Source organism: Rhodococcus sp. 06-418-5, assembly GCF_002258285.1.
Lineage (GTDB): Bacteria > Actinomycetota > Actinomycetes > Mycobacteriales > Mycobacteriaceae > Rhodococcoides.
This window is the reverse complement of record NZ_NOYE01000008.1, coordinates 157,566-181,139: the sequence shown is the minus strand read 5'-3', so window position 1 is coordinate 181,139 and position 23,574 is coordinate 157,566. Positions and strand designations below refer to the sequence as shown.

Here is a 23,574-nt window from a genome sequence, read left to right as displayed (position 1 = left end):
CCGGACCGTGCGCCCGACGCGAATTAGCAGGTCAGGGCCCTGTCGTGTATCTTCGAGGGGTTGCTGACGCAACGACCCTCCTGCCACGGACAGTCCGTGGCCGTTTTCACTAGTCCACAGGAGGTGATGAGGTCTTATGCGTCATTACGAATTGATGGTCATTCTCGACCCCAATCTGGACGAGCGCACTGTCGCTCCGTCGCTCGACACGTTCCTCAACGTCGTTCGCAAGGATGGCGGCACCGTCGACAAGGTCGATGTGTGGGGCAAGCGTCGTCTGGCCTACGAAATCCTCAAGCATGCCGAGGGCATCTACGCCGTTGTGAACCTCAACGCCGAGCCTGCCACCGTCAGCGAGCTCGATCGTCAGCTCGGACTCAACGAGTCCGTTCTGCGCACGAAGGTCCTGCGACAGGGCAAGTAATTGTCGTTGCCCGCCTCTAGGCTGGCATCTACAACGCTTACTACTGAAAGAGGAACCATGGCAGGCGAGACCGTCATCACCGTCATCGGAAACTTGACGGCTGATCCAGAACTTCGATTCACCCCCGCCGGCGCGGCGGTTGCCAACTTCACGGTTGCATCCACCCCGCGCACATTCGATCGTCAGACGAACGAGTGGAAAGACGGCGACGCGCTCTTCATGCGCTGCAACATCTGGCGCGAGGCAGCGGAGAACGTTGCCGAGAGCTTGACCCGAGGCTCGCGAGTGATCGTGAGCGGACGGCTGCGGCAGCGCTCGTACGAGACGCGTGAGGGTGAGAAGCGGACAGTCGTCGAGCTCGAGGTAGACGAGATCGGACCTTCACTCCGCTACGCCACCGCAAAGGTCAACAAGGCCAACCGCGGTGGAGGTGGCGGCGGAGGCGGCTTCAACTCCGGCTCCGGCTCCGGTTCCTCCGGCGGATCGAGCGGCGGCCGCTCGAACTCCTCGTCCAACTCCGGTTCCGGCGGAGACGATCCCTGGGGCAGTGCCCCGGCGGCGTCGGGCTCCTTCGGCGGACGTGGCGGAGACGAAGAGCCACCGTTCTAGATCCTTCGATCGAGAACAACCAGATGTAACGGAGAAAGACCCATGCCCAAACCGCCATTGCGCGACAAGGTGCTCAAGAAGAAAGCGTGTTCCTTCTGCAAGGAAAAGAACACGTCGATCGATTACAAGGACACGACGTTGCTGCGTAAGTACGTCAGCGATCGCGGAAAGATCCGTGCTCGCCGTGTCACCGGCAACTGCGTCCAGCATCAGCGTGACGTGGCCGTTGCCGTGAAGAACTCGCGTGAGGTAGCACTGCTGCCTTACGCCGCGACGGCTCGATAGAAAGGGGCGATTGGTATGAAACTGATCCTCACCGCTGATGTGGACAACCTCGGTGCGCCTGGCGACACCGTAGAGGTCAAGGACGGCTACGGCCGTAACTTCCTGCTGCCCCGCGGATTGGCCATCCAGGCCACCCGTGGAGCTCAGAAGCAGGTCGACGGCATCCGCCGCGCTCAGGAAGCTCGTGCCGTCCGCGGCCTCGAGCACGCCAACGAGCTCAAGCAGGCCATCGAAGGCCTCGAGGCCGTCACGCTCTCCGTGAAGACCGCGGGCGACTCGGGCAAGCTGTTCGGCTCGGTCACCGCGTCGGACGTCGCTTCTGCTCTGAAGGCTGCCGGTGGCCCGGTCGTCGACAAGCGCAGCATCGATCTGCCGAAGGCTCACGTCAAGAGCACGGGCAAGCACGACATCGTCGTGAACCTGCACCCCGACGTGACCGCCAAGTTCAAGCTGGATGTCGTCGGAAGCTGATTTCAGCTTTCGGCCCGTTTCGGTCGAACAAAGCCCCACGAACCTCGGTTCGTGGGGCTTTTTCGTGTCTTCTCACAAAGATCAACTGTCGCAATGGGTTCCGATTTGTGAAGCATCTCTCTTCGGACGTTCGTGAGCAAAGCTTTGCGTACTCTTTAGGCGGGGCGACATCGAACATCATCACCAACTGGATTCACCCGACCTGACGCCTAGACGCCCGGAGGAACGCTGCCGTGACCACGACCGTGGAACCCGATTCCGACCCCAGTCCCGAGACCCGACTCGAGCCGCAGTCTCGCGTCGGGTCGATCCTGAAATACGACGTACCGGCCTCGTTGGTCGTTTTCCTTGTTGCAGTGCCACTTTCGATCGGTATCGCCGTCGCATCGGGCGCGCCGATCATGGCCGGTCTCATTGCCGCTGTGGTCGGCGGCATTCTTGCCGGCATACTCGGCGGATCACCGCTGCAGGTCAGTGGCCCCGCGGCAGGCCTGACCGTCGTGGTTGCCGAGTTGGTCAACCAATTCGGGTGGGGCGTAACGTGCGCCATCACCGTCCTGGCCGGTGCTGTGCAGATCCTGCTGGGAATGAGCCGGATTGCGCGCAGTGCGTTGGCCATCTCGCCCGTCGTGGTGCATGCGATGCTCGCCGGAATCGGTATAACCATTGCGCTGCAACAGATTCACGTGCTTCTCGGCGGGGAATCCGAAAGTTCTGCGGTCCAGAACGTCCTCGCCATCCCTACATCCGTCGCGAACGGCCAGTGGCCGTCGATCGTCGTCGGCGGAATTGTGGTCGTGCTGATGTTCGCCTGGCCACGGTTGAGCGAGTTGTCCGGCGTGCTGGCCAAGGTCACCAAGGTGCCGGCCGCCCTGGTCGCAGTGGTCACCGCCACCGCGGTCTCGATCTTCTTCTCACTCGATGTCGAACGAATCGAATTGCCCGGCAACCTGATCGAGTCCTTGAGCCTGCCGGTCATGCCCGACGGGCAGTGGAGTGCGTTCGTCACCGGCGTCATCACCATCGCGTTGATCGCCAGTGTCGAGAGTCTGCTCTCCGCGGTGGCCGTCGACAAGATGCACAGCGGTGAGCGCACCAACTTCGACCGTGAATTGATGGCTCAGGGTGCCGGCAACATGGCCTCAGGCGCCATCGGCGGTCTGCCGATCACCGGGGTGATCGTGCGCAGTGCCACCAACGTCAAGGTCGGTGCCAAATCTCGGGCATCGGCGATTCTGCACGGCGTGTGGATTCTGATCTTCTCGGTACTGTTCATCTCGATCGTCGAACTGGTTCCCTTCGCAGCTCTGGCCGGGTTGCTGGTGATGATCGGTGTGCAGCTGATCAAGCTGGCGGACATCAAGATTGCGAACAAGACCGGAGACATCGCGGTCTACGCGGTCACTGTCGTCGGAGTGGTGGCGCTCAACCTGCTCGAGGGTGTGTTGATCGGTTTGGCACTGTCGATCATCCTCGTGCTGCGTCGGGTGGTGTGGGCGAAGGTCAGGGCTGAGGAAACCGTCGACGGCACCTGGCGTGTCACCACCGAGGGGTCGTTGAGCTTCCTCGCGCTCCCCCGGTTGACGCATGTGCTGTCCACTGTCCCGGCAGGCACGGCCGTCACGGTCCACCTCGGCGTCGACTTCCTCGACCATGCCGTGCACGACGCCTTGAACGAGTGGATGCGTCAGCACGAACTCGGCGGCGGCACAGTGAAAGTCGAAGAAGTGGGTACGGCGTCCATGGCGGCGGCTGCCGAAGGCCCACCCAAGCGTGGATCGGCGACGGTACGCAGTTCGTTGGCACCGTGGCGTGCCTGGCAGCTCAAGAGCGATGTCGCGCAGGAGGACTCGCCCGCGGCGCTGCGGCCGGTGTTGAGCGGCGTTGCGGAGTACCACCGCACGCATGCTCCCAACATCCGTCCGCACCTCGAGGGACTGACCGACAGCCAGGATCCGGACACTCTGTTTCTGTGCTGTGTGGATTCGCGAGTCATGCCGAACACGATCACCAGCAGCGGCCCGGGTGACCTGTTCACCGTCCGCAACATGGGCAACCTCGTTCCCGCTCAGGGGCAGGACTGCTCGGTGGAGGCGGCGCTGGCGTTCGGTGTCGATCAACTCGGGACCTCGTCGGTCGTGGTCTGTGGGCACTCGGGCTGCGGTGCCATGAAAGCGGTACTCAGCGGCCCTGAGAACGCCGCGGACGCCTCCGTCGCCGAGTGGTTGGGTTACGGGATGGCAAGCCTCGACGCGTATCGCAGCGGGCACGTGGTCGGTCGTCAGGCGGCGGAGCTCGGTTTCGGAGAGGCAGACCAACTGGCGATGGTGAACGTCGCAGTGCAGCTGCAGACGCTCACGCGGCATCGAGTCGTCGGTCGTGCCAACGCCGAGGGGCGCCTACGAATCACCGGCCTCTTCTTCGACATTCCGTCGGCACGAGTTCTGCAGATAGGTACCCAGGAGATCACGGTCCTCGACCCGGCGGACTGCCCGCAGAAGAGTGACTCCTGACGTCTCGGCGCGAGTGCCGAGGGGCCCGATTCCAAGAATGGGATCGGGCCTCTCGCGTCTAAACGGGAGAGTGGTCTGTTTCTGTGAGTGATCCCAGTCGGTGTGACCCAATTCACCCCTGGGTTCACCCGGTATTTACTCAACACGCCCGAGTTGTCAATTCGGCCGACACGCCGCTCCCGAATCGATGCACAGGAAGAAAACTTTATGTACACCCCTTGACCTGGCGAAGAACCTGAAAACCGGAAAGTTATACCCAGGTTGTCCACAGATGGTCAACACCGTTGTTCAACACCATCCACATTTCATCCACAGTTCCATCCACAGGCCATGTTGTGACTCCTGCCGATAGCGCTTAACGTCCGTGCAGCGTCTCTCTCGATGCCGTGCAGCGGCCTCCGGAGAGTGCGTATCCGGTGCCGAGCAGGACCTGTCGGTGCCCGGGGGTAGAACTTGCTACATAGCACCGCCGGGTGATATTCGACGGTGCCGACGACAATGGGGAGAGGACGGCCGGTTCGCGTGGCAGTTGTGGACGATCGAGGACAGTCCGACTACTCCGGCCCCTCCTCCAGCGAGGGCCCCGGCGAGGATTTCGGTCGCCAGCCCCCACAGGACATGGCGGCCGAACAGTCCGTACTCGGCGGCATGCTGCTGAGCAAGGACGCCATTGCCGACGTGCTCGAGGTGCTTCGTCCCGGCGACTTCTATCGCCCGGCCCACCAGAACGTGTACGACGCGATCCTCGACCTCTACAGCCGCGGTGAGCCTGCCGACCCGGTCACCGTATCGGCCGAGCTGGACCGTCGCGGTGAGCTCAAACGCATCGGCGGCCCCCCGTACCTGATCACCCTGACGCAGACGACGCCGACGGCAGCCAATGCCGGGTACTACGCCGAGATCGTCGCGGAGAAGTCGATTCTGCGCCGGCTCGTGCAGGCCGGTACCCGCATCGTGCAGTTCGGCTACGCCGGAGCCGACGGCCAGGACGTGGCCGAGGTGGTCGACCGTGCGCAGGCCGAGGTGTACGAGGTCACCGAACGCCGCACCTCCGAGGACTTTCTGCCCCTCGAGGAACTGCTGCAGCCCACGATGGACGAAATCGACTCCATCGCCAGCCGTGGTGGCATATCCCTCGGTGTACCAACAGGATTCGCCGAACTCGACGAAATCACCAACGGCCTGCACCCGGGTCAGATGATCATCGTGGCGGCGAGGCCCGGCGTGGGTAAGTCGACCCTAAGTATGGATTTCATGCGTTCGTGCTCGATCAAGCACGGCATGCCCAGTGTCATTTTCTCCCTGGAAATGAGTCGCACCGAGATCGTCATGCGACTGTTGTCCGCCGAGGCGAAGATCAAGCTCGGCGACATGCGTTCGGGAAAGATGACCGACGACGACTGGACCAAGCTGGCCCGGCGCATGAGCGAGATCAGCGAAGCACCGCTCTTCGTCGACGACTCCCCGAACCTGACGATGATGGAGATCCGTGCCAAGGCACGTCGCCTCAAGCAGCGCAACGGACTGAAACTCATTGTGGTGGACTACCTTCAGCTGATGTCGTCCGGCAAGAAGGTCGAATCCCGTCAGCAGGAGGTCTCGGACTTCTCCCGTCAGCTCAAGCTGTTGGCCAAGGAACTCGAATGCCCGGTGGTCGCGGTCTGCCAGCTCAACCGTGGCCCGGAGCAGCGAACCGACAAGAAGCCGATGGTCTCGGACCTCCGTGAGTCCGGCTCACTGGAGCAGGACGCCGACATGGTGATTCTGCTGCACCGCCCCGACGCAATCGAGCGCGACGACCCCCGCGGCGGTGAGGCCGACCTGATTCTCGGTAAGCACCGTAACGGCCCGACCGCGACAATCACTGTGGCGCACCAACTTCACTTGTCCAGATTCGTGGACATGGCGCGGGGCTAGGGCCGACAGCGCTGGGTCGCGTATTCTCTTCAGGAATCAACCACGCCCTTATCTCAGCATTCGACGAAAGTAATTCATGTCAGAGGACCAGCACACAGACGTTCCACCGAATCACCTCGCGATCGATCCGCGGAGCCCCTTCTACAACGAAGAGGTTCTTCGCCGGGACGTCGGTATTCGCTTCAACGGCGTCGAGAAGACCAGTGTTCGCGAATACAACGTGACCGAGGGTTGGGTGCGAGTCGAAGTCCCCACCGCGAAGGATCGCTACGGAAATCCCATGCTCGTCAAGCTCAAGGGCACGGTCGAACCGTACTTCCGCGACGCGAAATAGCGGACTGGGTACCAAGCAGATCGCCCTCGTGTCGGGGCGTTACTGATCAGATTCGGTATCGGATCAAACGGGAGCTGTTGCCGACCACCGCGACCGAGGACGCGTTGTGCAGAATCGCGGCGAGCACCGGAGAGAGTGCTCCACCGGCGCTGACCAGGAGGCCCAGAGCGTTCACGGCGATCGACATTCCGTAGTTCTGCCGGATGACCGATACCGAGTGTCGTCCGAGATCGCGAACGTCGAGCAACCGTGTCAAGTCGTCGCTGGCCAGAGCTACATCGGCCGTTTCGACGGCAACATCGGTGCCCGCCAATCCCATTGCGATTCCGATATCCGCGACGGCGAGCGCGGGAGCGTCGTTGGTGCCGTCTCCGACCATCGCGACGACGTATCCCTCTTCTTGGAGCTTGCGGACGGCGTCGAGTTTGTCGTCGGGCATCACCTCGGCTCGCCACTCGGCGATGCCCAGTTCGGCGGCGACGGCCGCGGCGGTCTCCGGGTGATCTCCGGTGAGCATGACGATCCGTTCCACACCGTCGGCGCGGAGCGCGTTCAATACGTCCAGAGCATTGGATCGGACCTCGTCACGCAGGCTGATCAACCCGACCAGTACGCCGTCCACCGCCAGCAGTAGCGGAGTCTCGGCCTCACGCTGCAAGCGCGAAACCCATTCGGCCGCATGGTCGGAGACGGTGACGTTCTCGCTGCGCAGCAGTGACGGGCTGCCCAGCAGCAGAGTCCGACCGTCTGCGACGGTACGCATGCCGAGGCCGACGAGTACTTCGCATTCCTCGTGCGGAGGAATCACGATATGGCGTTCCTCGGTGCTGCGAATCACGGCCTCCGCCAACGGATGCCGAGAGTGGATCTCGGAACTGGCGGCATACGCCAGCACCTGCTCCGGCTCCCAGTCGTCCTGGAATGACACGACATTGGTGACGACCGGGCGTCCGACGGTGAGGGTCCCGGTCTTGTCGAACACGAAGGCATCGACCCTGCCTGCTTGTTCCAGGTGCGATCCGCCCTTGATGAGAATCCCCCGGCGAGCACCGTTTCCGATGGCGGCGCTGATGGCCGTCGGAGTCGACAGACCCACCGCACACGGGCACGCGACGAGCAGCATGGTCATCGCCCGTCGGACATCGCGGGTGACCAGGAGCGTGAGGCCCGACAGGATGAACGACGCGGGTACGAAGCGGCGTGAGAAGTTCTCTCCCACAGTCTGAATCGGGGCGCGGTCTTCCTGTGCCTCCTCGACGCGCGAGATGATGCGGCCGATCGTCGTATCGCGGCCTACCGCAGACGCGCGGACGACGATGCGTCCACGGACAACGACGGACCCGGCATGGATCCTGTCGCCTGCAGCTATCGACACCGGCAATGTCTCACCGGTGATGGCGGATTGGTCGACCACCGCGTCGCCGTCTACGACGGTCCCGTCAACGGGCACGCCGACGTGATCGTGCACGACGACGTCGTCGCCGATCTCCAGCCGATCGACGTCGACGGAGATCTCGGAACCGTCCGGAAGGCGAATCCACGCGGTGTCCTGCGTGCCGGTCAGGAGATCGGAGATCGCGCGACGAGTGCGCTTGAGCGTCAGCTCCTGCAGATATTCACCGATGTTGAGCAGCCACAGCACGGTCAGGGCAACAACGTTCTCACGGAGCACCAGACTGGCCACGGTGGCGGCGCTGACGAGTGCGTCGGTCCCGGCGGACCGGTTTCCGGTCAGCGAGCGCAGCGCTCCCTTCAGGAATGGATAGCCGGTGAAGATGGTGGCTCCGGTCGCCACGACGCGGCTGGTGGGTCCGAGGAGGGGCGGCCGTCGGAAGGCATAGCGACGGAAGCCGAGCAGGACCAGGGCCGCGCCGCCGATGGTCATGCGCAGGACATCACCGCTGGTGACGTCCGCAGAGCGTGGGCTTCGGACGGGCACAAGTCCCCAGTCGGTGGTACGACCTGCGTTCACCGCATCGAACAGCTCGGCCCGGTCGATGCGCGAGCGGGAGTACCAGATGACGACCGATGCGGTGCGGGAGTACGCGTGGACAGCTCGAACGCCGCGAATCTTGTCGACGTGATCTTCGACGGCGACCGCGCGACCCGGACTCGATCGCAGCCAGTCGACGCGAAGCCGCATGCGGCCGGCGGCATCGGACAGGATCTCGATGCCATCCGCGCGGTCGGGAGCTGCATCGAGGGAATCTTCGACGAGCATCGTCATGTTCGGCCGACTGCCGTGATCAGTGCGAGTGACCGTGGCCGACTTCGGTGGCCGAGGGTGGCGGCACTTCTTCGCCGAGCCGGTCGCGCGCCTCTGCAACAACATCGGACACGGCCAGACGTGCTGACTCGGCGTGGATTTCGGCCCTTCGCGCGGCGCGGAGACCGAGCTCGGTTGCCGATACCGCGACCTTGCGGACGGGAGCCTTGTCGTACAGCTTCTTGGCACCGTTGTACGCGGCGACGCCGACCGCGCCTGTTACGACCGTCGATACTGCTTTCGCGACGATGATCGGAAACGCCATGTTGTAGCTCCTCGAAGTCGAACCTGCACCCACTTATTGGGAATCATATTCGTTTTGCTCGGATGTGGCGACTCCCGGGGTTGGGGCGTCTCACCGGCTCGGCTTCGTGGTGCGGAAAGCCCTTGTGACATAGGGCAGTTCGATCGTCCTCGATCCCTCGAGACCCAATTCGTCGAACAGTGCAGTGAGATCCCGATCGATGCGGTTGCGCTCGTCGGGGGTCGCGGTGATGTAGAAGCTGCGCGACCGAACCAGATCGGTCAACTGGGACCGGCTCACCGTGCGCGACCACGCCCACCGCTCCTCGTCGAGCCGGCGGAACGGTTCTGCGATCGGCGGTGGACCGTCGTCGAACATGGTCAGCGCTCCACCGCGCGAGACCACCGAGTTCAGTCGCCGAACCCACGAGTGCGACTCGTCGCGGATGTTCCAGATCAGTCCCAGCGTGCCGCCCGGGCGGAGAACCCGGCCGATCTCGCGTGACGCGGCCACCGGCTCGACCCAGTGCCACGTCTGTCCGAGCAGGACGGCATCGACACTCTCGTTCTCCAGCGGCAGGGACTCGGCGGTGCCGACGTGGGCGGGAACTCCTGGCACTGCGTCGCGCAGGGCGTCGAGCATGGCGGGATCAGGATCGACCGCGACGGCATCGCACCCGGCGGCGGCGATGATGCGGGTGAGCTTGCCGGTCCCGGCACCGACGTCGGCGACGAGAGGCCGCCCGCTCGACTCGAGTACGGGTTTCAGCAGCCATTCGACCGCGGCCGACGGATAGTCGGGGCGAGCAGATTCGTACACGTCGGCGACGGTCCCGAACGACGTAGAGCTGTTATCTCGGCTAACCATATGGCCAGGCTACATCTCTTGCGTCAGTTCAGCTCGAGTTCGTAATACAGAGCTTTGGGTCCCTCGCCACGGCCTTCGTGGCAGTCGAAGCCACGCTTTTCGTACACGTGTCGCGCCGCCTCGTCGTCCTCGGAAGTGTTGAGGTCCATGTAGGTGGCACCCCTGCCGCGTGCGTGCTCGATGACGTCGTCGAGAAAGGTTGTTCCGTAGCCCTTCCCGCGTAGGCCAGGCCGGACGTAGAACTCGGCGAGATAGGCCTCGATATCTGCGCTCAGAGTGCCGGCCCGAAATCGCAGAATCGCCACACCGATGGCGGGAGTCCCGAATGTCAGCACGCTGGTATCGCCGGATTTCACCAGAGTATCGAGATGAGCTGCAAGCCAATCCGACTCGGGCACCGGGTAGTCGTACTCGCGATTGAAGTCGATCAACAGGATTGCGGCCTCGGTCAGTCCGGCGGGATCCTGGACGGCACGTGTACCGCTGACTGACGACATCGCCTTCTCCTCGGTCAGTGATCCGGTCGAACGAGATTCTTGGCGTCACGCAGACCGAGACCGGGATGCATCTCTCGTAACGCTTTGATGGCGTGGACAGTTCTGCCGGATTCTGCGACCACCGCTTCGACATCCCCGGCGGGTACGGCTTCGGGTCCGATCTTGTCCGGAGACGTCCAGGTTCGGCGCTCTCCGTACCAGATGAACACAGCGGCCACAGCCAGCACAGCCAGCTTCGACCAGTTCCAGGCAGAAGGATCGGACACGATGTCGCTGATTGTCGAGAATGCGAGGAAGGCCAGCAACGCGGCAATTGCATAACGCTTCCACGGGCGTTCATGTGCCTTCATCTTTCCCATGCTGTCACCGCACTCCAATCGAGGCAACGGCTCAACGGCGCAATTCGGTATCGAGTCGGGCCATGAGCACGCCGAACCTCGTGCGCCCGGCGATCGGTGGCGGAAACCGACGCAAAACCGCTCGCACAGTCGCATCGGACTGCGCGTCGATCCATTCGATCTGTTCTGCAGCAGATTCGGGGTCGGCGAGCACCAGGTGCACGGCAGAACCGAGAATGTGTTTGATCTGATGGGGGCTGTACAGCGGATGGAGAAACGCAGAGCCGGCCGCGTGCATTGCGGACAGTGCTGCGTCCGTGGCCGCTGAAGTCGGCACCTCGCGGGCCGCTTTGTGCGCGTCCCAGGCGAGCCTGCGTAACTCCGCCGTCCGGTGGCCGGTCTCGGCGAATGCCTCGGCACCCTCGATCGCCGAGCGTGGACGCGCATCCCCGGGGTGGGCCATCTCGTAGATCGGTAATGCCCGTCGGGCGCAGGTAGTCGCAAAGGCCGTCACGCGTCGAATGTCGTCGGTGCTCAGCTCCACTTCGGCAGGCCCAGCCACCTCATGCCTCTCGAGTTCGCCTGCGCGTGAGCACGAATCCGAACTTGCCGAGAACGAATCCGGACAGTGCACCGAGAGCTGCAGTAGCAATGGGGACTACATACAGCCACGTGGCAGACACTCCTTGCGACCGGCAGGGGAACTGTCTATTCAACCTGTCCATGGCTTCATCGGTCATCGTGGCTCCGTACAGCGGCTCGTAGCTTCCGTAGTAAACGACGTCGCTCGGGTCCGTCGTCATTTCGCCGATCAGGTACCAGCCCAACGGCACCAATCCGACGATGAATCCGAACAGCAGCAGAACGATGACGAGATTGCGCACCATCTCAGGCTATTGCCCTCGTCAACCGTCGTACACCTCCGTGGTGATGCAGAAGGGGTGCCCGGCGGGGTCGAGCAGAACTCGCCATCGGGGGTCCGGCTGCTCTGCTGCCTCCTTGGCCCCGCATTCGACTGCGTAGGCGACGGAATCGGCCAGGTCGGCTCCAGCGTCCAGATCGAAGTGCACGATGGATGTCGACGGCCATTGGGGCGGAATGTAGTTCGTGACTTTCTGCGCAACGATGTTCAGGCCGGATTGTGTGCGGATCCCAACGCTCTCGGAGTTCTCCCACAACAACTCGCCGCCGAGAAGCGCGAGATAGAAGCGCGCTAGTTCCGCCGGATCGGCGCAGTCGATGGACGTCCCCGCTATAGCGAGGGGGTTTCGCGGCATATCTGGAGACTACGGTCGGTGGTGCCGTCAGTGTCCACAATTCGGCTCGAGAAGCGGAAATCGTCGTCCCGCCCGGGAATGTCGGACACTCACATCACCTCCCCCGCAGGGCTTGACCTCGAGTGCGCTCGAGGTTGCAGGGTGGGGTCATGCAGATGACATTCGACGAGTTGCCTCGGCTCATGACTCTGATGACGGGCGACGAAAAGCACAGCACCAGCGCCACTTCGACACTCGATGTGTTGTGGGTGTTGTACTCCGACATTCTGAGCCTGGACCCAGCCGATCCTGACGACCCGGACCGTGATCGGTTCTACCTGTCCAAGGGTCACGGGCCGATGGCGTACTACGCCGTGCTTGCGGCACGGGGATTCTTGACGCCGCACGAGCTCGCGTCGTTCGGCAGCTACGACTCACCGCTGGGAAATCACCCGGATCGCACGCTGGCACGCGGGGTCGATATCGGATCGGGATCGCTCGGTCATGGCTTGGCACTGGCCGCCGGAACTGCTGTTGCGCTGCGGATTCAGAACAGTATCGCCCGAGTCTTCGTACTGATCGGCGACGCCGAGCTCGACGAGGGGAGCAATATGGAAGCCGTTCAATTCGCTGCGCGATCGAATCTGGGCAATCTGACCGCGGTGGTGATCGACAACGACTCCGCCGGCCTGGGATGGCCCGGCGGTATCGCGTCGCGGTTCGCGGTCGAGGGGTGGTCCGCTTCCGACGTCGACGGCCGAGATCACACCGCTCTCAGGCGCGCGTTTCGCCTCCATCATCCACAGGGGCCGCACGTGGTGGTCGCTCACGTCGAAAAGAAGGAGAGCTGATGAAAGCAACGCTGGACCAACGCGAGCACTTCTACGGCCTGCTGCCCGATCTGTTGGCGCAGAACGAGCGAACAGCGTTGGTGCTGGCGGAGATCGGAGTTGGATATCTCGAACCGCACCTCACCGCCGGTATTCGATCGCGGGTGATCAACGTCGGCATTCGAGAGCAGGCCATGATCGGTGTCGCCGGTGGTCTGGCCCTGGCCGGAATGCGTCCGATCGTGCACACCTTCCCGCCGTTCCTGATCGAGCGGCCCTTCGAGCAGGTGAAACTCGATCTGGGCCATCAGAGCGTCGGCGCAATCCTGGTGAGCTCGAGTGGATCCTATGGGTGGCCGCAGGGCGGCGAGACACACTTCGGTCAGCGAGATGTCGCACTCCTCGACACCCTGGACGGGTGGACGGTCCATGTTCCCGGGCATGTCGACGAGGTCGAGTGGATGTTGCAGAGCGCGGCGGCAACCGACGATCGCGTCTACATCAGGCTCGACGGGGTGTGCAACGAACGTCCATACGGCCGGCCCGATGGATTGTTCACCATTGTGCAACAGGGTAATTCGGGAACAGTGATCTCCGTCGGCCCGATGACGGACCGGGTTCTCGCCGCAGCCTCGGGACGCGACCTGACGGTGCTGCATGCGTCGACGATCAGGCCGTTCGACAGCCGAACGCTGCGGGCGACGTTGACCGCTCCGGACGTCATGATCGTCGAGCCGTATCTCGCGGGAACGTCAGTGCTGCAAGTGAACAGAGCCCTCGCCGATGCGCGTCATCGGGTGTCGGGAGTCGGGGTCGAAGCAGGAGAACGACGCAAATACGGCACGGTGGCCCAACATGATCGGGCCAACGGCCTGGATATCGAGGGGCTCTCCCGATCGATGGACGATTTCTTCGGCTGATCAGGCTTGGCGGCGCTCGTATCTGCTCTTGGCACCGTGATACGCGGCGTCGAGTAGTTCCCGGACACGCGTTTCGGTCTGCGACGACGGGTTGACCACCGACAGCCAGCCTGCGGTGCCGTACTGAGGGTGGGCAGCGAGGACATCGTCTGTGTCGGCCTGGGGTGCGTGGGCCGCTTCGCGGGGCGGCACTCCCAGCATCCTGTGGAATTCTTGTTTTCCTGCAACGATGTTGACGCGGAACGCGTCGGGTCGGTCCAGTCGGGACAGCTCGTCGCCCGGGTAGTTCTTGGTCACGATCGTGGCGAACGGCTGAGTGTTCGTGGGGATGGACCCGTCGGGCGAGTAGTAGAAGAACGCATCGCCCCAGGCGAGTTCGGGAGTTCCGTCTCCCTCTCGAGGCCGCTGCGTCACGGTGCCTTCGAAGCTGCGGACCAGATTCACGATGTCGTCGAGTGTCATGTCCCGATCGTCACACGGTCGGCAGGATCGTTCACCCGATTTCGTACGTGGCCGGTCGAGCAACAGATCCGCATCGTCCTCGGCTCAGGTCGTTGCAGTCGCCGTCGCGCGCGAGATGATCTGCTCGATTCGGTCTGCGTCGTCGGCGTCTCTGGGTGCGTAGACGAAGACGTAGGTCTCGGGTAGTCCGAGAACCGGGCGTCCGGCCAAGGGGTGCAGTTCACCCCAACCCGCGGAGATCACGGTCTGCGCATCGTCCGGCTGCATCACCACGTGCAGCGAGCCCTCACTGTCGTGCACGTGCAGAACTTCACCCTTCGTTCGTGAGATCCAGGGCGCAGCGGCACCGATGTCCGTGACGTACAGCGCGTCGCCTCTGCGCTCGAATCGACTGCGCTCGAGGTGAAACGGCCCGCCGGATCGGGCTTCGGCGACCACCGTTGCCGTGAGCCGCTCGATGAGCTCAATGCTGCCACGGTGGGTGAGTTGCCGGTGCGGTATCGGGTAGGGCGCGATCGTCGGACGAGGTCCGGGTCGGTGATCGAGGTGCCAGTGCAGTCCTGGGCTCCCGGCACCGTCGACGGTCGTCGTGTCGCGTCGGGCGAGTGGTTTGAGGGCAGTGGTGATCAGCCAGCCACCGACGTTGGCGGGGAGGCCACCCGGCCCCAGGTCGATCCACGCGGCGTAGTCGTTCCTGACCTTCTGCACGGGATCAACATAGCTGGTGGGGCCGGGCGGGAACAGCCCGTCAGGCCGGGCAGCTCACGGTGTAGGTCCAGACTGTGCCGACCGGTCCGGTGACGCGGACCAGCACAGCGGACGCGGTGCCGGCCGGAACCGACACCACCACCGAGCCGACTCCGGTGCTGCCGCCGACATAGCCGGTGTTGTGGATCAGTGCGCCCTGGTAGAAGACCTCGATCTGATCGGGAACATCGACGGTGTCGTAGCTGAGCACGAACGAGGTCGGTCCGGTTCGGCCCAGCTCGTGCAGGGTCTCCGTCACGCCCTCCTCACCCGACATCGTGGAGGCATTGCACTGCTGCGTAGCGATGCCTCCGTTGGCCGAACCGGTGTCGATGCCGAGAATGCCTCCGGCGATGGCACTTCCGCTGCCGAGGATGCGGGCACCGTTGTCGATGATGTTGCCACCGTCGAGGATTGCGCTTCCGCTGTCGACGATCGCGCTGCCACTGTCGACTATTGGCCCGAGTTCGGGTTGGGCGACCGCTGCCGCTGGGACGGCCAGGGCACATGCCCCGGTTGCCAGGGCGACTGCCATCGAACGACGAACCAGGTTCCTGCGAATTCCACTCGTGCGCGACACAATTCCTCCACCGAAAGTATTCGACGGGCTGTCCGTCTCAGCGATGGTGACACAGTGATCGCGCGTCGAGTATCCCTTGTTCGGATGATCGTGCAGGGCCGAAGATGCTGTGCCCCAAAGGTTGCTGTCATTCGATCGACTGAACGGTCTCAGATGATCGATCCGATCGTGCGCGCCGCGTCGGCGAACTCACCGGGGTTGGGGCCTGCATAGTTGAGCCGTAGGTACTTGCCGGTGGGTTCGGCGGGAAAGTAGTCGTCGCCCGCGCCGACGATGACACCCGCTGCCTTGCAGTCCTGCACAATGCGTTCCAGGTCCGAGTCGTCGCGCAGCCGCATCCAGAGATTGAGCCCACCTCGGGGCACCGCGTCGAGGTGCCCACGCGGTGCGAACTCGATGAGGCTGTTCGCCAACAAGTCTCGGCGCGATGCCAACTGAGTGCGCAACCTCCGCAGGTGAGTTCGCCAGGCAGGTTGCGTGACGACGTCCAAGGCGACGGCTTGCAGAATCCCGCTGACGTACATCGATTCGGCACCGGTGTCGGCGAGGATGCGCTCGTGGGCGGGCCCACGGGCGATCAGGCCGGCCAGGCGAACCGAGGGCGAGACCGTCTTGGTGAGTGAGCGAAGGTAGACGACATGCCCGCCGTCGTCCCGTGCGGCCAGCGGATTCGGCTCGGAGGTGATACCGAAATCGTGGGCCGAGTCGTCCTCGATCAGGAATGCGCCGTGGCGTCGAACAGTGTCGAGGACCCGCTCGGACAACGTGGGCGACCACTGGGCCCCGGTGGGACTGGCGAAGGTGGGTTGCGCGTAGAACGCCCGAGCGCCGGTGTGCGCGAACGCTCGTGCGAGCGCGTCGGGGTCGGGCCCGTCGACGCCGCTGGGTATCGGTACCACACGGACGCCGGCCTGCGTGGCAGCAAGGATCGCACCCCAGTACGTCGGGGACTCCATGAGCAGCGGACGCCCGGCACCGACGAGTGCTCGAAACGCTGTGCTGAGTCCGGTCTGGCTGCCGGGAATGATGACGACGTCACTGGCCGACGGTGGCGTGACGCCCAACGGTGTCGACGCCCCCAACTCGGCCGCGAACCACGCCCGCAGTTCCGGCAGACCCGCGGTGGGGGGTCGGGCGATCACCGAGTCGGTCCGTGACGCACGCGTGAAGGCGGCGTGAACAAGCCTTTCCGGCAACAACTCCCGGGCCGGGTAGCCCGAATGCAACGCGATCACATCGCTCGACGTCGACTGCAGAGCCGCCGGAAGTTGTAGTCGATTGTCCGGCGCTCCCAGCGCCGCCGTCTGCCACCCGTAGTCGTTGGGGCGGGCCGTGCGCACCGTCCTGACGAATGTGCCGACGCCAGGCCGGCTCTCGATGACGCCTTGCGCGATGAGCGTGCGCAGGGCCTTCTGCACCGTGACCGGACTGGCCGAATGCTCGGCGACCAGGGCTCGGGTGGACGGCAGCCTGGCTTCGGGAGGGGCAGTCGCAATCCAGGTTCTCAGTGCAGAGACGATCCGGGAACTGCTATCGTCGGACATGACACAGCATAGTAGCGCTACTCGTTCTGGGACGGGCCTGCTATCGCGCGCCGGACTGCTCTGGGGCCTGGCGGGCGTTACGGCGTTCTCGTTCACGGTCCCGCTGACCCGCGTCGCGGTTACCGGAGGCCTGTCCCCGCTCTTCGTGGGCTGCGGACGTGCCGTGGTCGCAGCCGCGCTGGCCGCGATAGCGCTCGCTGCTACGGGACAACGGCTCCCGCAGGGACGGCAGTGGATTCGGCTCGCAGTGATCGCGGGCGGTGTCGTCGTCGGCTTCCCGGTACTGACGTCGTACGCCCTCACCACCGCATCGGCGGGACACAGTGCCGTGGTCATCGCGTTGCTGCCTGCGGCCACCGCCGCCACTGCGGTTCTCCGCGAACGGCAACCGGTCCGGCCGATGTTCTGGGTGGTCGCAGGCGTGGGGGCCGCCGTCGCGGTCGGCTTCGCTGCCCTGCAAGGCGGACAGCTGACCGGATTGCAGTGGTCGGATCTGTTGCTGCTCGGAGCGGTCGTCGCCGCAGCGGTGGGATATGCCGAAGGTGGGCTGCTGGCGCGGGAACTCGGTGCGTGGCAGACGGTGTCGTGGGCGCTGGTGGTGTCCGTGCCGGTCACCGGAGCGTTGACTGCGCTCGCGTGGTGGCAGCAACCGTCGACAGCGGGGGCAACCGAGTGGGCCGCCTTCGGTTACCTGGCGGTGGTGAGCATGTACCTCGGGTTCTTCGCCTGGTATCGGGGACTGGCGATCGGCCCGATGTCCAGCGTCAGCCAGGTCCAGTTGATCCAACCTGTGCTGACCATCTGCTGGGCCGCGGTCATCCTGCGCGAGGGCTTGACGTGGCCGGTGCTCGTGGGTGGAGCGGCGGTCATCGTGTGTGCAACAGTGGCGGTCCGGACCCGGATGTCGCCGACCGTTCGGCAGGAGGAGTTTTCGAAATGACGAGATCGATCCACCAGGCGCGCAAGCTCGAGAACGTGCGCTACGACATCCGTGGACGCATTCTGGACAAGACGGAGGAACTCGAGGAGCAAGGGCACGCCATCCTGCGACTCAACGTCGGCAATCCTGCCCCGTTCGGTTTCGAGGCACCGGACGAGATCATGATGGCGATGATCCGCAACCTTCCCACCGCACAGGGCTATTCGGATTCCCGGGGCCTGTTCTCCGCCCGCACGGCAGTGGTCCAGTACTACCAGACCAAAGGCCTGACCGATCTCGACGTCGGCGACATCTACCTCGGAAACGGGGTCTCGGAACTGATCACCATGACGATGCAGGCGCTGTGCAACCCGGAAGACGAAATCCTGATCCCGTCGCCCGACTACCCGCTGTGGACCGGCTCGGTGGCCCTGGCCGGTGGTGTGCCCGTCCATTATCTGTCCGACGAAAACCAGGATTGGGCCCCGGACTTCGATGACCTCGAAGCCAAGATCACGCCCCGCACCCGCGCGATCGTTGTGATCAACCCCAACAATCCCACCGGAGCGGTGTACTCACGAGAGGTACTGCAGCGATTCGTCGACCTGGCGCGGAAGCACGATCTGGTTCTGCTCGCCGACGAGATCTACGAGAAGATCGTGTACGACGGGGCGGTGATGACCAACCTCGCCACCCTGACCGGGAAAGATGTTCTGTGCCTTACCTATTCGGGTCTGTCGAAGGCGTACCGGGTGTGCGGATTCAGGGCGGGATGGCTGGCGATCACCGGCCCGCGCCGACGCGCGGCGAGCTTCATCGAGGGCATCACACTGCTGTCCAACATGCGCATGTGCGCGAATGTGCCGGCGCAACATGCGATACAGACCGCGCTCGGCGGCAGGCAGTCGATCGAGGATCTGCTGCTCCCGGCGGGCAGGTTGACCGCGCAGCGTGACCTGGCGCATCGCATGCTCAACTCGATCGACGGAATCAGCTGCGTCCAGGCAGCGGGGGCGCTGTACATGTTCCCCAAACTCGACACCGAACGGTTCGGGATCGTCGACGACGAGAAGTTCGTGCTCGACCTGCTCGAGTCCGAGAAAATTCTGGTCAGTCACGGCCGTGCCTTCAATTGGGATGTGCCCGATCACTTCCGACTCGTCACGTTGCCCAACGTCGACGATCTCGCGACGGCACTCGACCGCCTGGGCAATTTCATGAGCTCCTATCGGCAGTAGCTATCAGCTCTGATCCGGCTCGAACAGTTCCTCGATCGAGCAATCGAACGCCGCGGCGAGGCGAAAGGCGACAGGCAGGCTCGGGTCGAATCGCTCCTTCTCGATCGAGATGATCGTCAGTCGGGTGACGTCGATGCGCTCGGCCAGTTCGTGCTGAGACCAACCCTGCTCGGTGCGACGCCGTCGAACACTGTTCTTCACTCGGACAGTGCGCGATGTCGCGCGTAGGTGTACCGCGCGGTGAACGATGCGAACGCGGCGAGAAGCAGACCGATCAGCAAGAGGGTGGCCGGTGGTTCGGCTCGTGCGATCGAGACAACGGTCAGCGTCAGGCCCAGAGTGCACACCAGGTCGGTGGCCATCCCACTCGATGCGGCCGACGTCCAATGAGATTCGATGCTTTCGCCCGATGCATACGCCGGCTCGGTTGTCGTCGGGGCAACGACGAGCACCCAGCCCAGCATGGCACCGAACGGAAGAGCGGTGAACCCGAACACCACCGCTGCGATCCCCGGTGCGACCGGTGAGACCAGCCAGGCCAGCAACGCCGTTGCCGAGGCGGCGGCAAGGCCGACTGCGCCGACCGACAGCCATCTGAGTGTCATGTGGGTGCTCCGATCGTAGGTATAGCTCGCTATACGTATAGGAAACCATACATCGGGCCCTCACACTCGGATGATCGGGACGGTGAGAAGACTGTCACCGACGTGCAGCATCGGTGTAGTCGATCGAAACGTGCCAGGTGGTGAGGTGGTATCACTCAGGAAAGGACCACTGTCATGCCGGATCTCTTCAGCCCGTTCACCCTCAAGAGTGTGACGCTTCGAAATCGAATCGCCATGTCGCCGATGACGATGTACCGCGCCGTCGACGGCAAGATGAACGACTTTCACCTGATGTATCTCGGTGCGCGTGCGGCAGGAGGTTTCGGGATGGTGTTCCCGGAACAGGTTGCGATCACGCCGGACGGTCGTACGACTCCTGGCTGTGCGGGGATCTACGACGACGACCAGATCGAGGGACACGCACGCGTGACGGCAATGATCAAGGAGATGGGATCGGTCCCGGCCATTCAGCTGGGGCACACCGGACGCAAGGGCAGCGAAGTCCCACCGTGGCAGGGCGGACATCAGCTTCCGGCCGACCATCCCGACGGCTGGGAATGTGTGGCGCCATCGGCGATTCCCTACGGCGGTGACCACTCGTTCCCCGTCCACGAACTCACCGTGCCCGAGATCAAGGCCATTCACCAGAGCTACGCCGATGCAGCTGTTCGGGCCGCCGAAGCAGGGTACGAATGGCTCGAAATGCACTATGCCCACGGTTATCTCGGTGCGAGCTTCTTCTCCCCGTTGGCCAACCAGCGCACCGATCAGTACGGCGGCAGCCTGGAGAACCGGGCGCGGTTCCACCTGGAGGCGCTCGACGCGGTGCGTGAGGTGTGGCCCGAGAAGTACCCCCTCACCATGCGATTGGGCTCGGACGATCACCACCCGGACGGTGTGCAGTTCGACGAATCCATGATCGCCATCGGATGGATGAAGGAGCATGGCCTGGACATGGCCGACGTCAGCCTCGGTTTCAACACCGACGACATGGTCGATCCTCCGTTCGGGGACATGGGCTTCATGGTCGAGCGCGCCGCACGCGTCAAGCGTGAGCTGGATATCCCGGTGACCTGCAGCTGGAATCTGGGCGTACCGGAGAACGCCGACGCCGTCATCCGCGAAGGCAAGATCGATGTCGTGCTGCTCGGGCGTCCGGCACTGGCCAATCCGCACTGGCCGGTCTGGGCCGCGCGAGAGCTCGGCCACGGGGATCCGTTCTCGCTGGTCCCCGAGGACTGGAGCTGGTGGCTGAAGAACTTCCGTGGACACGACCCGAGCATCGGACTGCCGCCCGCGAAAGTTCTCGACGACGAGCAGGAGAGGAAGATCGCGTAGCAGAGGGAAAGGCCGGACGGCGATCACGGACCATCCGCGGGCGGTAGGGTTCCAAGGGCTCGCATCATGAGGAGCCATGTGGTGTTCTCGTATCGACGCGGAGGTTTGTGATGGCCGGCGGACTCGTAGCCCTGCTCGACGACGTGGCAGCGCTGGCTCGCCTGGCTGCAGCGTCCATCGACGACGTCGGAGCAGCTACCGGCAAAGCGACGGCCAAGGCGGCCGGGGTCGTGATCGACGACGCCGCCGTGACGCCTCAGTACGTTCGCGGTCTCGCGGCCGAACGTGAACTGCCCATCATCAAGCGCATTGCCGTGGGCTCGCTGCGCAACAAGTTGCTGATCATTCTGCCGATCGCCTTGCTGCTCAGCCAGTTCGTGCCGTGGTTGCTCACGCCCATACTGATGCTCGGCGGCTGCTACCTCAGCTACGAGGCGGCGCACAAGATATGGGGCGCACTCTTCGGCCACGGCGATGATCACGCGGCCGCCGAGGACGAGCCGCGTGACGAGGACGCCGTCGTCTCCGGAGCGGTGCGTACCGATCTCATTCTGTCGGCCGAGATCATGGTCATCGCGCTGGACACCATTGCTGCAGAAGGCTTCTGGAGTCGGCTGATCATCCTTGCCGTCGTCGCCGTGGTCATCACGATCGTCGTCTACGGCGTCGTCGCACTGATCGTGAAGATGGACGACATCGGACTGAAATTGGCCGACGGCTCCACAGGGTTCGTAGAGAAGTTCGGACGAGGCCTGGTCAAGGGCATGCCCAAGGTGATGTCGGTGCTCTCGGTCGTCGGCACCGCAGCGATGCTGTGGGTCGGCGGGCACATCCTGCTCGTGGGTATCGACGAGCTCGGCTTCCACCCCATCTACGAACTCGTCCACCACGGCGAAGAAGCGGTGCGAGGAGTCGCCGGCATCGGCGGAGTGCTGGCGTGGATCGTCAACACACTCGCATCGGCGATCATCGGTGCCATCGTCGGTTGCATCATCGTGGTTGCGCAGCTGGGAATCTCGAAGGCGCTCGCCAAGCGAGCTGCTGCGAAGTAGTGGCTGTACCGGCGACTTTCGCCGTCGTTCATTCCTCCCAGGTGTGGCTGCACACAATCTTGCTCTGATCAGCGTCGAGCCAGTTCGAGAACCCGTCGCTCGGACGCGGAGACATCGGCGAGGGATGCCGTCAACTCGTCCCACGCCCTCTGAACGCGGAGTTCGTCTCGGCGGAGGCGCTTCTGCGCAGCAGCGAGTCTGCGGCGCTCGGCCAGAAGCAGATTCCGATCGCGATCCTGATCGGCGATGAAGAGGTATGTGTGCGGATCGAACGGATACATGCCAACTCCTATGGTGTGGTGGGGAATCCGTGCATCAGCACCATGACGTGTTCGCGCTCCGCCGATGGTGATTGCTCGCCGTGTCGACGCCACTTGTCGATGACGGCGCGCATTTCCGTCCCCATGGTCTTCGTCTCTTCGGCGGTGAGTCGCAGGACGTCGTCGGAGCTGAACGCCGCCGCCACCCATTCCGGCCCCCAGGACTCCGAAGTTCGCCCGAAGTCGTGCAGACGCGACCACTGGTGCGCCAGCCAGGAATCCATGGATGCCTTGGCGACCGACAGCGATTCGGGTGAGTCCGAGAAGTCGTTCTCGGACCAGCTGAACCCTCCCTCGTTGGCCTCCGACCACCAGCGTTGACGTTTGTCGGATCCGTTCTCGACCTCCTTGACGAACCCGTGCTCGGCGAGTTTGCGCAGGTGATAGCTCACCGAGGCGGGTGACTCGTCCACCAGATCGCCGAGCTGGGTCGCCGTCATCGACTTGTTGGCGCGGAGTGCATAGAGCAGGCGGAGCCGAATGGGATGCGTCAGCGCCTTCAGCTCGGACATGTCCGTCAGCTTCCGGGGCGTCCTGTCGGGCGGCGGTGGGGTCATGTGACAACCATAACCCGAAAGAAATATTTCGCAATAGTTCTTTCGGAATTAGCTGCTGTGCACGGTGACGGCATACCCGTCCGGGTCTTGCAGGACGAAGGTCTTACCGAAGGGGCCGTCGAAGGGTGCGGTCAGGATGGGCACGTCGGCCGCAGCCAGTGACTCGTGCAGCGCCTCGGCATTGTTGCAGGAGAGCCACAGGGCGACTCCGAGTCCCGGCTGACCATTGTCGAGATCTGTTCCGGGAGCTGGGTTTCGGACTGCGAACGGAATCGGTGACGTGGTGAAGACGACCGCGCCGGGTGGTGCCTGGGGTGCGCGGACGAGACCCAGGCGCGATTCGTAGAAATCCGCGCTGACGGCGAGGTCGCGTACTTGGAGTGAGAGGAAGCTCGGTCCGGTAACGGCTGCGACGGTCATGATGGGTCCTTTCGAGTGGTC

30 protein-coding genes are annotated in these 23,574 nt (G+C 63.8%); 13 read left to right on the top strand and 17 right to left on the bottom strand.

Going from position 1 to position 23,574, the window contains the following annotated elements; all coding sequences use genetic code 11:
* The first annotated feature begins 136 nt into the window (after window positions 1-136).
* The 7 genes from rpsF (at window position 137) to CH274_RS02575 (ending at window position 6,553) form a co-directional block, all read left to right on the top strand.
* Complete coding sequence (gene rpsF / locus CH274_RS02605) at window positions 137-424, top strand: 30S ribosomal protein S6 (RefSeq protein WP_008711385.1); 288 nt, start codon at window positions 137-139, stop codon at window positions 422-424.
* A gap of 57 nt (window positions 425-481) precedes the next feature.
* Window positions 482-1,033 (top strand): single-stranded DNA-binding protein, encoded by a 552-nt coding sequence (locus tag CH274_RS02600; RefSeq protein ID WP_032378699.1) that lies wholly within the window; start codon window positions 482-484, stop codon window positions 1,031-1,033.
* Window positions 1,034-1,075: 42 nt separating this feature from the next.
* Entirely contained in the window at window positions 1,076-1,318 is a 243-nt protein-coding gene (gene rpsR, locus CH274_RS02595; protein WP_032396926.1) for a 30S ribosomal protein S18, read from the top strand.
* Window positions 1,319-1,333: 15 nt separating this feature from the next.
* A complete protein-coding gene (gene rplI, locus CH274_RS02590) occupies window positions 1,334-1,789 on the top strand; it encodes a 50S ribosomal protein L9 (protein ID WP_032396925.1) in 456 nt (151 codons plus the stop codon).
* A 233-nt stretch (window positions 1,790-2,022) separates the two neighbouring features.
* Window positions 2,023-4,302: a SulP family inorganic anion transporter gene (locus CH274_RS02585; protein ID WP_032396924.1), complete on the top strand. Its 2,280-nt coding sequence runs from the start codon at window positions 2,023-2,025 to the stop codon at window positions 4,300-4,302.
* 522 nt (window positions 4,303-4,824) lie between these two features.
* The gene (gene dnaB / locus CH274_RS02580; RefSeq protein ID WP_032396923.1) at window positions 4,825-6,219 is read left to right on the top strand and encodes a replicative DNA helicase; all 1,395 of its coding nucleotides are present in this window, start codon (window positions 4,825-4,827) and stop codon (window positions 6,217-6,219) included.
* A gap of 76 nt (window positions 6,220-6,295) precedes the next feature.
* Complete coding sequence (locus CH274_RS02575; protein WP_032396922.1) at window positions 6,296-6,553, top strand: DUF3297 family protein; 258 nt, start codon at window positions 6,296-6,298, stop codon at window positions 6,551-6,553.
* A 46-nt stretch (window positions 6,554-6,599) separates the two neighbouring features.
* On the opposite strand, the gene CH274_RS02570 is transcribed toward CH274_RS02575, so the two are convergent.
* The 8 genes from CH274_RS02570 to CH274_RS02535 form a co-directional block, all read right to left on the bottom strand.
* On the bottom strand, window positions 6,600-8,780 hold the full coding sequence (locus tag CH274_RS02570) for a heavy metal translocating P-type ATPase (protein WP_373453901.1): 2,181 nt from the start codon (window positions 8,778-8,780) through the stop codon (window positions 6,600-6,602).
* 19 nt (window positions 8,781-8,799) lie between these two features.
* Window positions 8,800-9,084: a DUF1490 family protein gene (locus CH274_RS02565; protein ID WP_094656660.1), complete on the bottom strand. Its 285-nt coding sequence runs from the start codon at window positions 9,082-9,084 to the stop codon at window positions 8,800-8,802.
* A gap of 90 nt (window positions 9,085-9,174) precedes the next feature.
* Complete coding sequence (locus CH274_RS02560) at window positions 9,175-9,930, bottom strand: class I SAM-dependent methyltransferase (protein ID WP_094656659.1); 756 nt, start codon at window positions 9,928-9,930, stop codon at window positions 9,175-9,177.
* 23 nt (window positions 9,931-9,953) lie between these two features.
* Window positions 9,954-10,427, bottom strand: a complete 474-nt coding sequence (locus tag CH274_RS02555; protein ID WP_094629061.1) for a GNAT family N-acetyltransferase — start codon at window positions 10,425-10,427, stop codon at window positions 9,954-9,956.
* A gap of 14 nt (window positions 10,428-10,441) precedes the next feature.
* Window positions 10,442-10,777, bottom strand: coding sequence for a hypothetical protein (locus CH274_RS02550; protein ID WP_141214688.1), 336 nt, complete (start codon window positions 10,775-10,777; stop codon window positions 10,442-10,444).
* A gap of 40 nt (window positions 10,778-10,817) precedes the next feature.
* A complete protein-coding gene (locus CH274_RS02545) occupies window positions 10,818-11,327 on the bottom strand; it encodes a putative immunity protein (RefSeq protein WP_218829188.1) in 510 nt (169 codons plus the stop codon).
* 1 nt (window position 11,328) lies between these two features.
* Window positions 11,329-11,649, bottom strand: a complete 321-nt coding sequence (locus tag CH274_RS02540; RefSeq protein WP_143546518.1) for a hypothetical protein — start codon at window positions 11,647-11,649, stop codon at window positions 11,329-11,331.
* 21 nt (window positions 11,650-11,670) lie between these two features.
* On the bottom strand, window positions 11,671-12,042 hold the full coding sequence (locus CH274_RS02535) for a VOC family protein (protein WP_094656656.1): 372 nt from the start codon (window positions 12,040-12,042) through the stop codon (window positions 11,671-11,673).
* 149 nt (window positions 12,043-12,191) lie between these two features.
* Between CH274_RS02535 and CH274_RS02530 the strand changes: the two genes are divergently transcribed.
* The gene (locus tag CH274_RS02530) at window positions 12,192-12,872 is read left to right on the top strand and encodes a thiamine pyrophosphate-dependent enzyme (RefSeq protein ID WP_094656655.1); all 681 of its coding nucleotides are present in this window, start codon (window positions 12,192-12,194) and stop codon (window positions 12,870-12,872) included.
* Window positions 12,872-13,771: a transketolase family protein gene (locus tag CH274_RS02525; protein WP_094656654.1), complete on the top strand. Its 900-nt coding sequence runs from the start codon at window positions 12,872-12,874 to the stop codon at window positions 13,769-13,771. Before CH274_RS02530 ends, CH274_RS02525 begins: the two co-directional genes overlap by 1 nt.
* Here CH274_RS02525 and CH274_RS02520 read toward each other — a convergent pair whose 3' ends face one another.
* From CH274_RS02520 to CH274_RS02505, 4 genes are all read right to left on the bottom strand, one after another.
* Window positions 13,772-14,233 carry a DUF6194 family protein gene (locus tag CH274_RS02520; RefSeq protein WP_094656653.1) on the bottom strand — a complete coding sequence of 154 codons (462 nt, stop codon included), beginning with the start codon at window positions 14,231-14,233 and terminating at the stop codon, window positions 13,772-13,774.
* Between the two features lie 84 nt (window positions 14,234-14,317).
* Window positions 14,318-14,941, bottom strand: a complete 624-nt coding sequence (locus CH274_RS02515; protein ID WP_094656652.1) for a luciferase domain-containing protein — start codon at window positions 14,939-14,941, stop codon at window positions 14,318-14,320.
* A 40-nt stretch (window positions 14,942-14,981) separates the two neighbouring features.
* Window positions 14,982-15,515, bottom strand: a complete 534-nt coding sequence (locus CH274_RS02510) for a hypothetical protein (protein ID WP_179275617.1) — start codon at window positions 15,513-15,515, stop codon at window positions 14,982-14,984.
* 194 nt (window positions 15,516-15,709) lie between these two features.
* Window positions 15,710-17,104 (bottom strand): aminotransferase-like domain-containing protein, encoded by a 1,395-nt coding sequence (locus CH274_RS02505; protein ID WP_094656651.1) that lies wholly within the window; start codon window positions 17,102-17,104, stop codon window positions 15,710-15,712.
* Here CH274_RS02505 and CH274_RS02500 point away from each other — a divergent pair.
* Together CH274_RS02500 and CH274_RS02495 are read left to right on the top strand one after the other, a co-directional pair.
* On the top strand, window positions 17,103-18,044 hold the full coding sequence (locus CH274_RS02500; RefSeq protein ID WP_094629070.1) for a DMT family transporter: 942 nt from the start codon (window positions 17,103-17,105) through the stop codon (window positions 18,042-18,044). The genes CH274_RS02505 and CH274_RS02500 overlap by 2 nt on opposite strands.
* Window positions 18,041-19,261, top strand: a complete 1,221-nt coding sequence (locus CH274_RS02495; protein WP_094656650.1) for a pyridoxal phosphate-dependent aminotransferase — start codon at window positions 18,041-18,043, stop codon at window positions 19,259-19,261. Before CH274_RS02500 ends, CH274_RS02495 begins: the two co-directional genes overlap by 4 nt.
* A 3-nt stretch (window positions 19,262-19,264) precedes the next feature.
* Here CH274_RS02495 and CH274_RS02490 read toward each other — a convergent pair whose 3' ends face one another.
* Window positions 19,265-19,462 carry a helix-turn-helix transcriptional regulator gene (locus CH274_RS02490; protein ID WP_032396904.1) on the bottom strand — a complete coding sequence of 66 codons (198 nt, stop codon included), beginning with the start codon at window positions 19,460-19,462 and terminating at the stop codon, window positions 19,265-19,267.
* Entirely contained in the window at window positions 19,459-19,866 is a 408-nt protein-coding gene (locus CH274_RS02485; RefSeq protein WP_094656649.1) for a hypothetical protein, read from the bottom strand. Before CH274_RS02485 ends, CH274_RS02490 begins: the two co-directional genes overlap by 4 nt.
* A 174-nt stretch (window positions 19,867-20,040) precedes the next feature.
* Between CH274_RS02485 and CH274_RS02480 the strand changes: the two genes are divergently transcribed.
* Entirely contained in the window at window positions 20,041-21,204 is a 1,164-nt protein-coding gene (locus tag CH274_RS02480; RefSeq protein WP_094656648.1) for an NADH:flavin oxidoreductase/NADH oxidase, read from the top strand.
* Window positions 21,205-21,314: 110 nt separating this feature from the next.
* A complete protein-coding gene (locus CH274_RS02475; RefSeq protein ID WP_045197652.1) occupies window positions 21,315-22,256 on the top strand; it encodes a DUF808 domain-containing protein in 942 nt (313 codons plus the stop codon).
* Window positions 22,257-22,324: 68 nt separating this feature from the next.
* On the opposite strand, the gene CH274_RS02470 is transcribed toward CH274_RS02475, so the two are convergent.
* The 3 genes from CH274_RS02470 to CH274_RS02460 are packed head-to-tail and all read right to left on the bottom strand — an operon-like array spanning window position 22,325 to window position 23,553.
* Complete coding sequence (locus CH274_RS02470; protein WP_032396900.1) at window positions 22,325-22,537, bottom strand: hypothetical protein; 213 nt, start codon at window positions 22,535-22,537, stop codon at window positions 22,325-22,327.
* Between the two features lie 8 nt (window positions 22,538-22,545).
* Entirely contained in the window at window positions 22,546-23,133 is a 588-nt protein-coding gene (locus tag CH274_RS02465; RefSeq protein ID WP_045197648.1) for a winged helix-turn-helix domain-containing protein, read from the bottom strand.
* A gap of 48 nt (window positions 23,134-23,181) precedes the next feature.
* A complete protein-coding gene (locus CH274_RS02460) occupies window positions 23,182-23,553 on the bottom strand; it encodes a VOC family protein (protein WP_094656647.1) in 372 nt (123 codons plus the stop codon).
* Window positions 23,554-23,574: the final 21 nt, after the last annotated feature.

Coding starts and splice junctions, on each gene's coding strand:
- rplI (WP_032396925.1), top strand. CDS start 1,334: ATGAAACTGATCCTCACCGCTGATGTGGACAACCTCGGTGCGCCTGGC.
- CH274_RS02575 (WP_032396922.1), top strand. CDS start 6,296: ATGTCAGAGGACCAGCACACAGACGTTCCACCGAATCACCTCGCGATC.
- CH274_RS02505 (WP_094656651.1), bottom strand. CDS start 17,104: ATGTCCGACGATAGCAGTTCCCGGATCGTCTCTGCACTGAGAACCTGG.
- CH274_RS02510 (WP_179275617.1), bottom strand. CDS start 15,515: ATGGCAGTCGCCCTGGCAACCGGGGCATGTGCCCTGGCCGTCCCAGCG.
- CH274_RS02495 (WP_094656650.1), top strand. CDS start 18,041: ATGACGAGATCGATCCACCAGGCGCGCAAGCTCGAGAACGTGCGCTAC.
- CH274_RS02470 (WP_032396900.1), bottom strand. CDS start 22,537: ATGTATCCGTTCGATCCGCACACATACCTCTTCATCGCCGATCAGGAT.
- CH274_RS02530 (WP_094656655.1), top strand. CDS start 12,192: ATGCAGATGACATTCGACGAGTTGCCTCGGCTCATGACTCTGATGACG.
- CH274_RS02565 (WP_094656660.1), bottom strand. CDS start 9,084: ATGGCGTTTCCGATCATCGTCGCGAAAGCAGTATCGACGGTCGTAACA.
- CH274_RS02475 (WP_045197652.1), top strand. CDS start 21,315: ATGGCCGGCGGACTCGTAGCCCTGCTCGACGACGTGGCAGCGCTGGCT.
- CH274_RS02555 (WP_094629061.1), bottom strand. CDS start 10,427: ATGTCGTCAGTCAGCGGTACACGTGCCGTCCAGGATCCCGCCGGACTG.
- CH274_RS02570 (WP_373453901.1), bottom strand. CDS start 8,780: ATGACGATGCTCGTCGAAGATTCCCTCGATGCAGCTCCCGACCGCGCG.
- CH274_RS02460 (WP_094656647.1), bottom strand. CDS start 23,553: ATGACCGTCGCAGCCGTTACCGGACCGAGCTTCCTCTCACTCCAAGTA.
- CH274_RS02525 (WP_094656654.1), top strand. CDS start 12,872: ATGAAAGCAACGCTGGACCAACGCGAGCACTTCTACGGCCTGCTGCCC.
- CH274_RS02465 (WP_045197648.1), bottom strand. CDS start 23,133: ATGACCCCACCGCCGCCCGACAGGACGCCCCGGAAGCTGACGGACATG.
- CH274_RS02500 (WP_094629070.1), top strand. CDS start 17,103: ATGACACAGCATAGTAGCGCTACTCGTTCTGGGACGGGCCTGCTATCG.
- CH274_RS02550 (WP_141214688.1), bottom strand. CDS start 10,777: ATGAAGGCACATGAACGCCCGTGGAAGCGTTATGCAATTGCCGCGTTG.
- CH274_RS02560 (WP_094656659.1), bottom strand. CDS start 9,930: ATGGTTAGCCGAGATAACAGCTCTACGTCGTTCGGGACCGTCGCCGAC.
- rpsF (WP_008711385.1), top strand. CDS start 137: ATGCGTCATTACGAATTGATGGTCATTCTCGACCCCAATCTGGACGAG.
- CH274_RS02520 (WP_094656653.1), bottom strand. CDS start 14,233: ATGACACTCGACGACATCGTGAATCTGGTCCGCAGCTTCGAAGGCACC.
- rpsR (WP_032396926.1), top strand. CDS start 1,076: ATGCCCAAACCGCCATTGCGCGACAAGGTGCTCAAGAAGAAAGCGTGT.
- CH274_RS02485 (WP_094656649.1), bottom strand. CDS start 19,866: ATGACACTCAGATGGCTGTCGGTCGGCGCAGTCGGCCTTGCCGCCGCC.
- CH274_RS02600 (WP_032378699.1), top strand. CDS start 482: ATGGCAGGCGAGACCGTCATCACCGTCATCGGAAACTTGACGGCTGAT.
- CH274_RS02480 (WP_094656648.1), top strand. CDS start 20,041: ATGCCGGATCTCTTCAGCCCGTTCACCCTCAAGAGTGTGACGCTTCGA.
- CH274_RS02535 (WP_094656656.1), bottom strand. CDS start 12,042: ATGCCGCGAAACCCCCTCGCTATAGCGGGGACGTCCATCGACTGCGCC.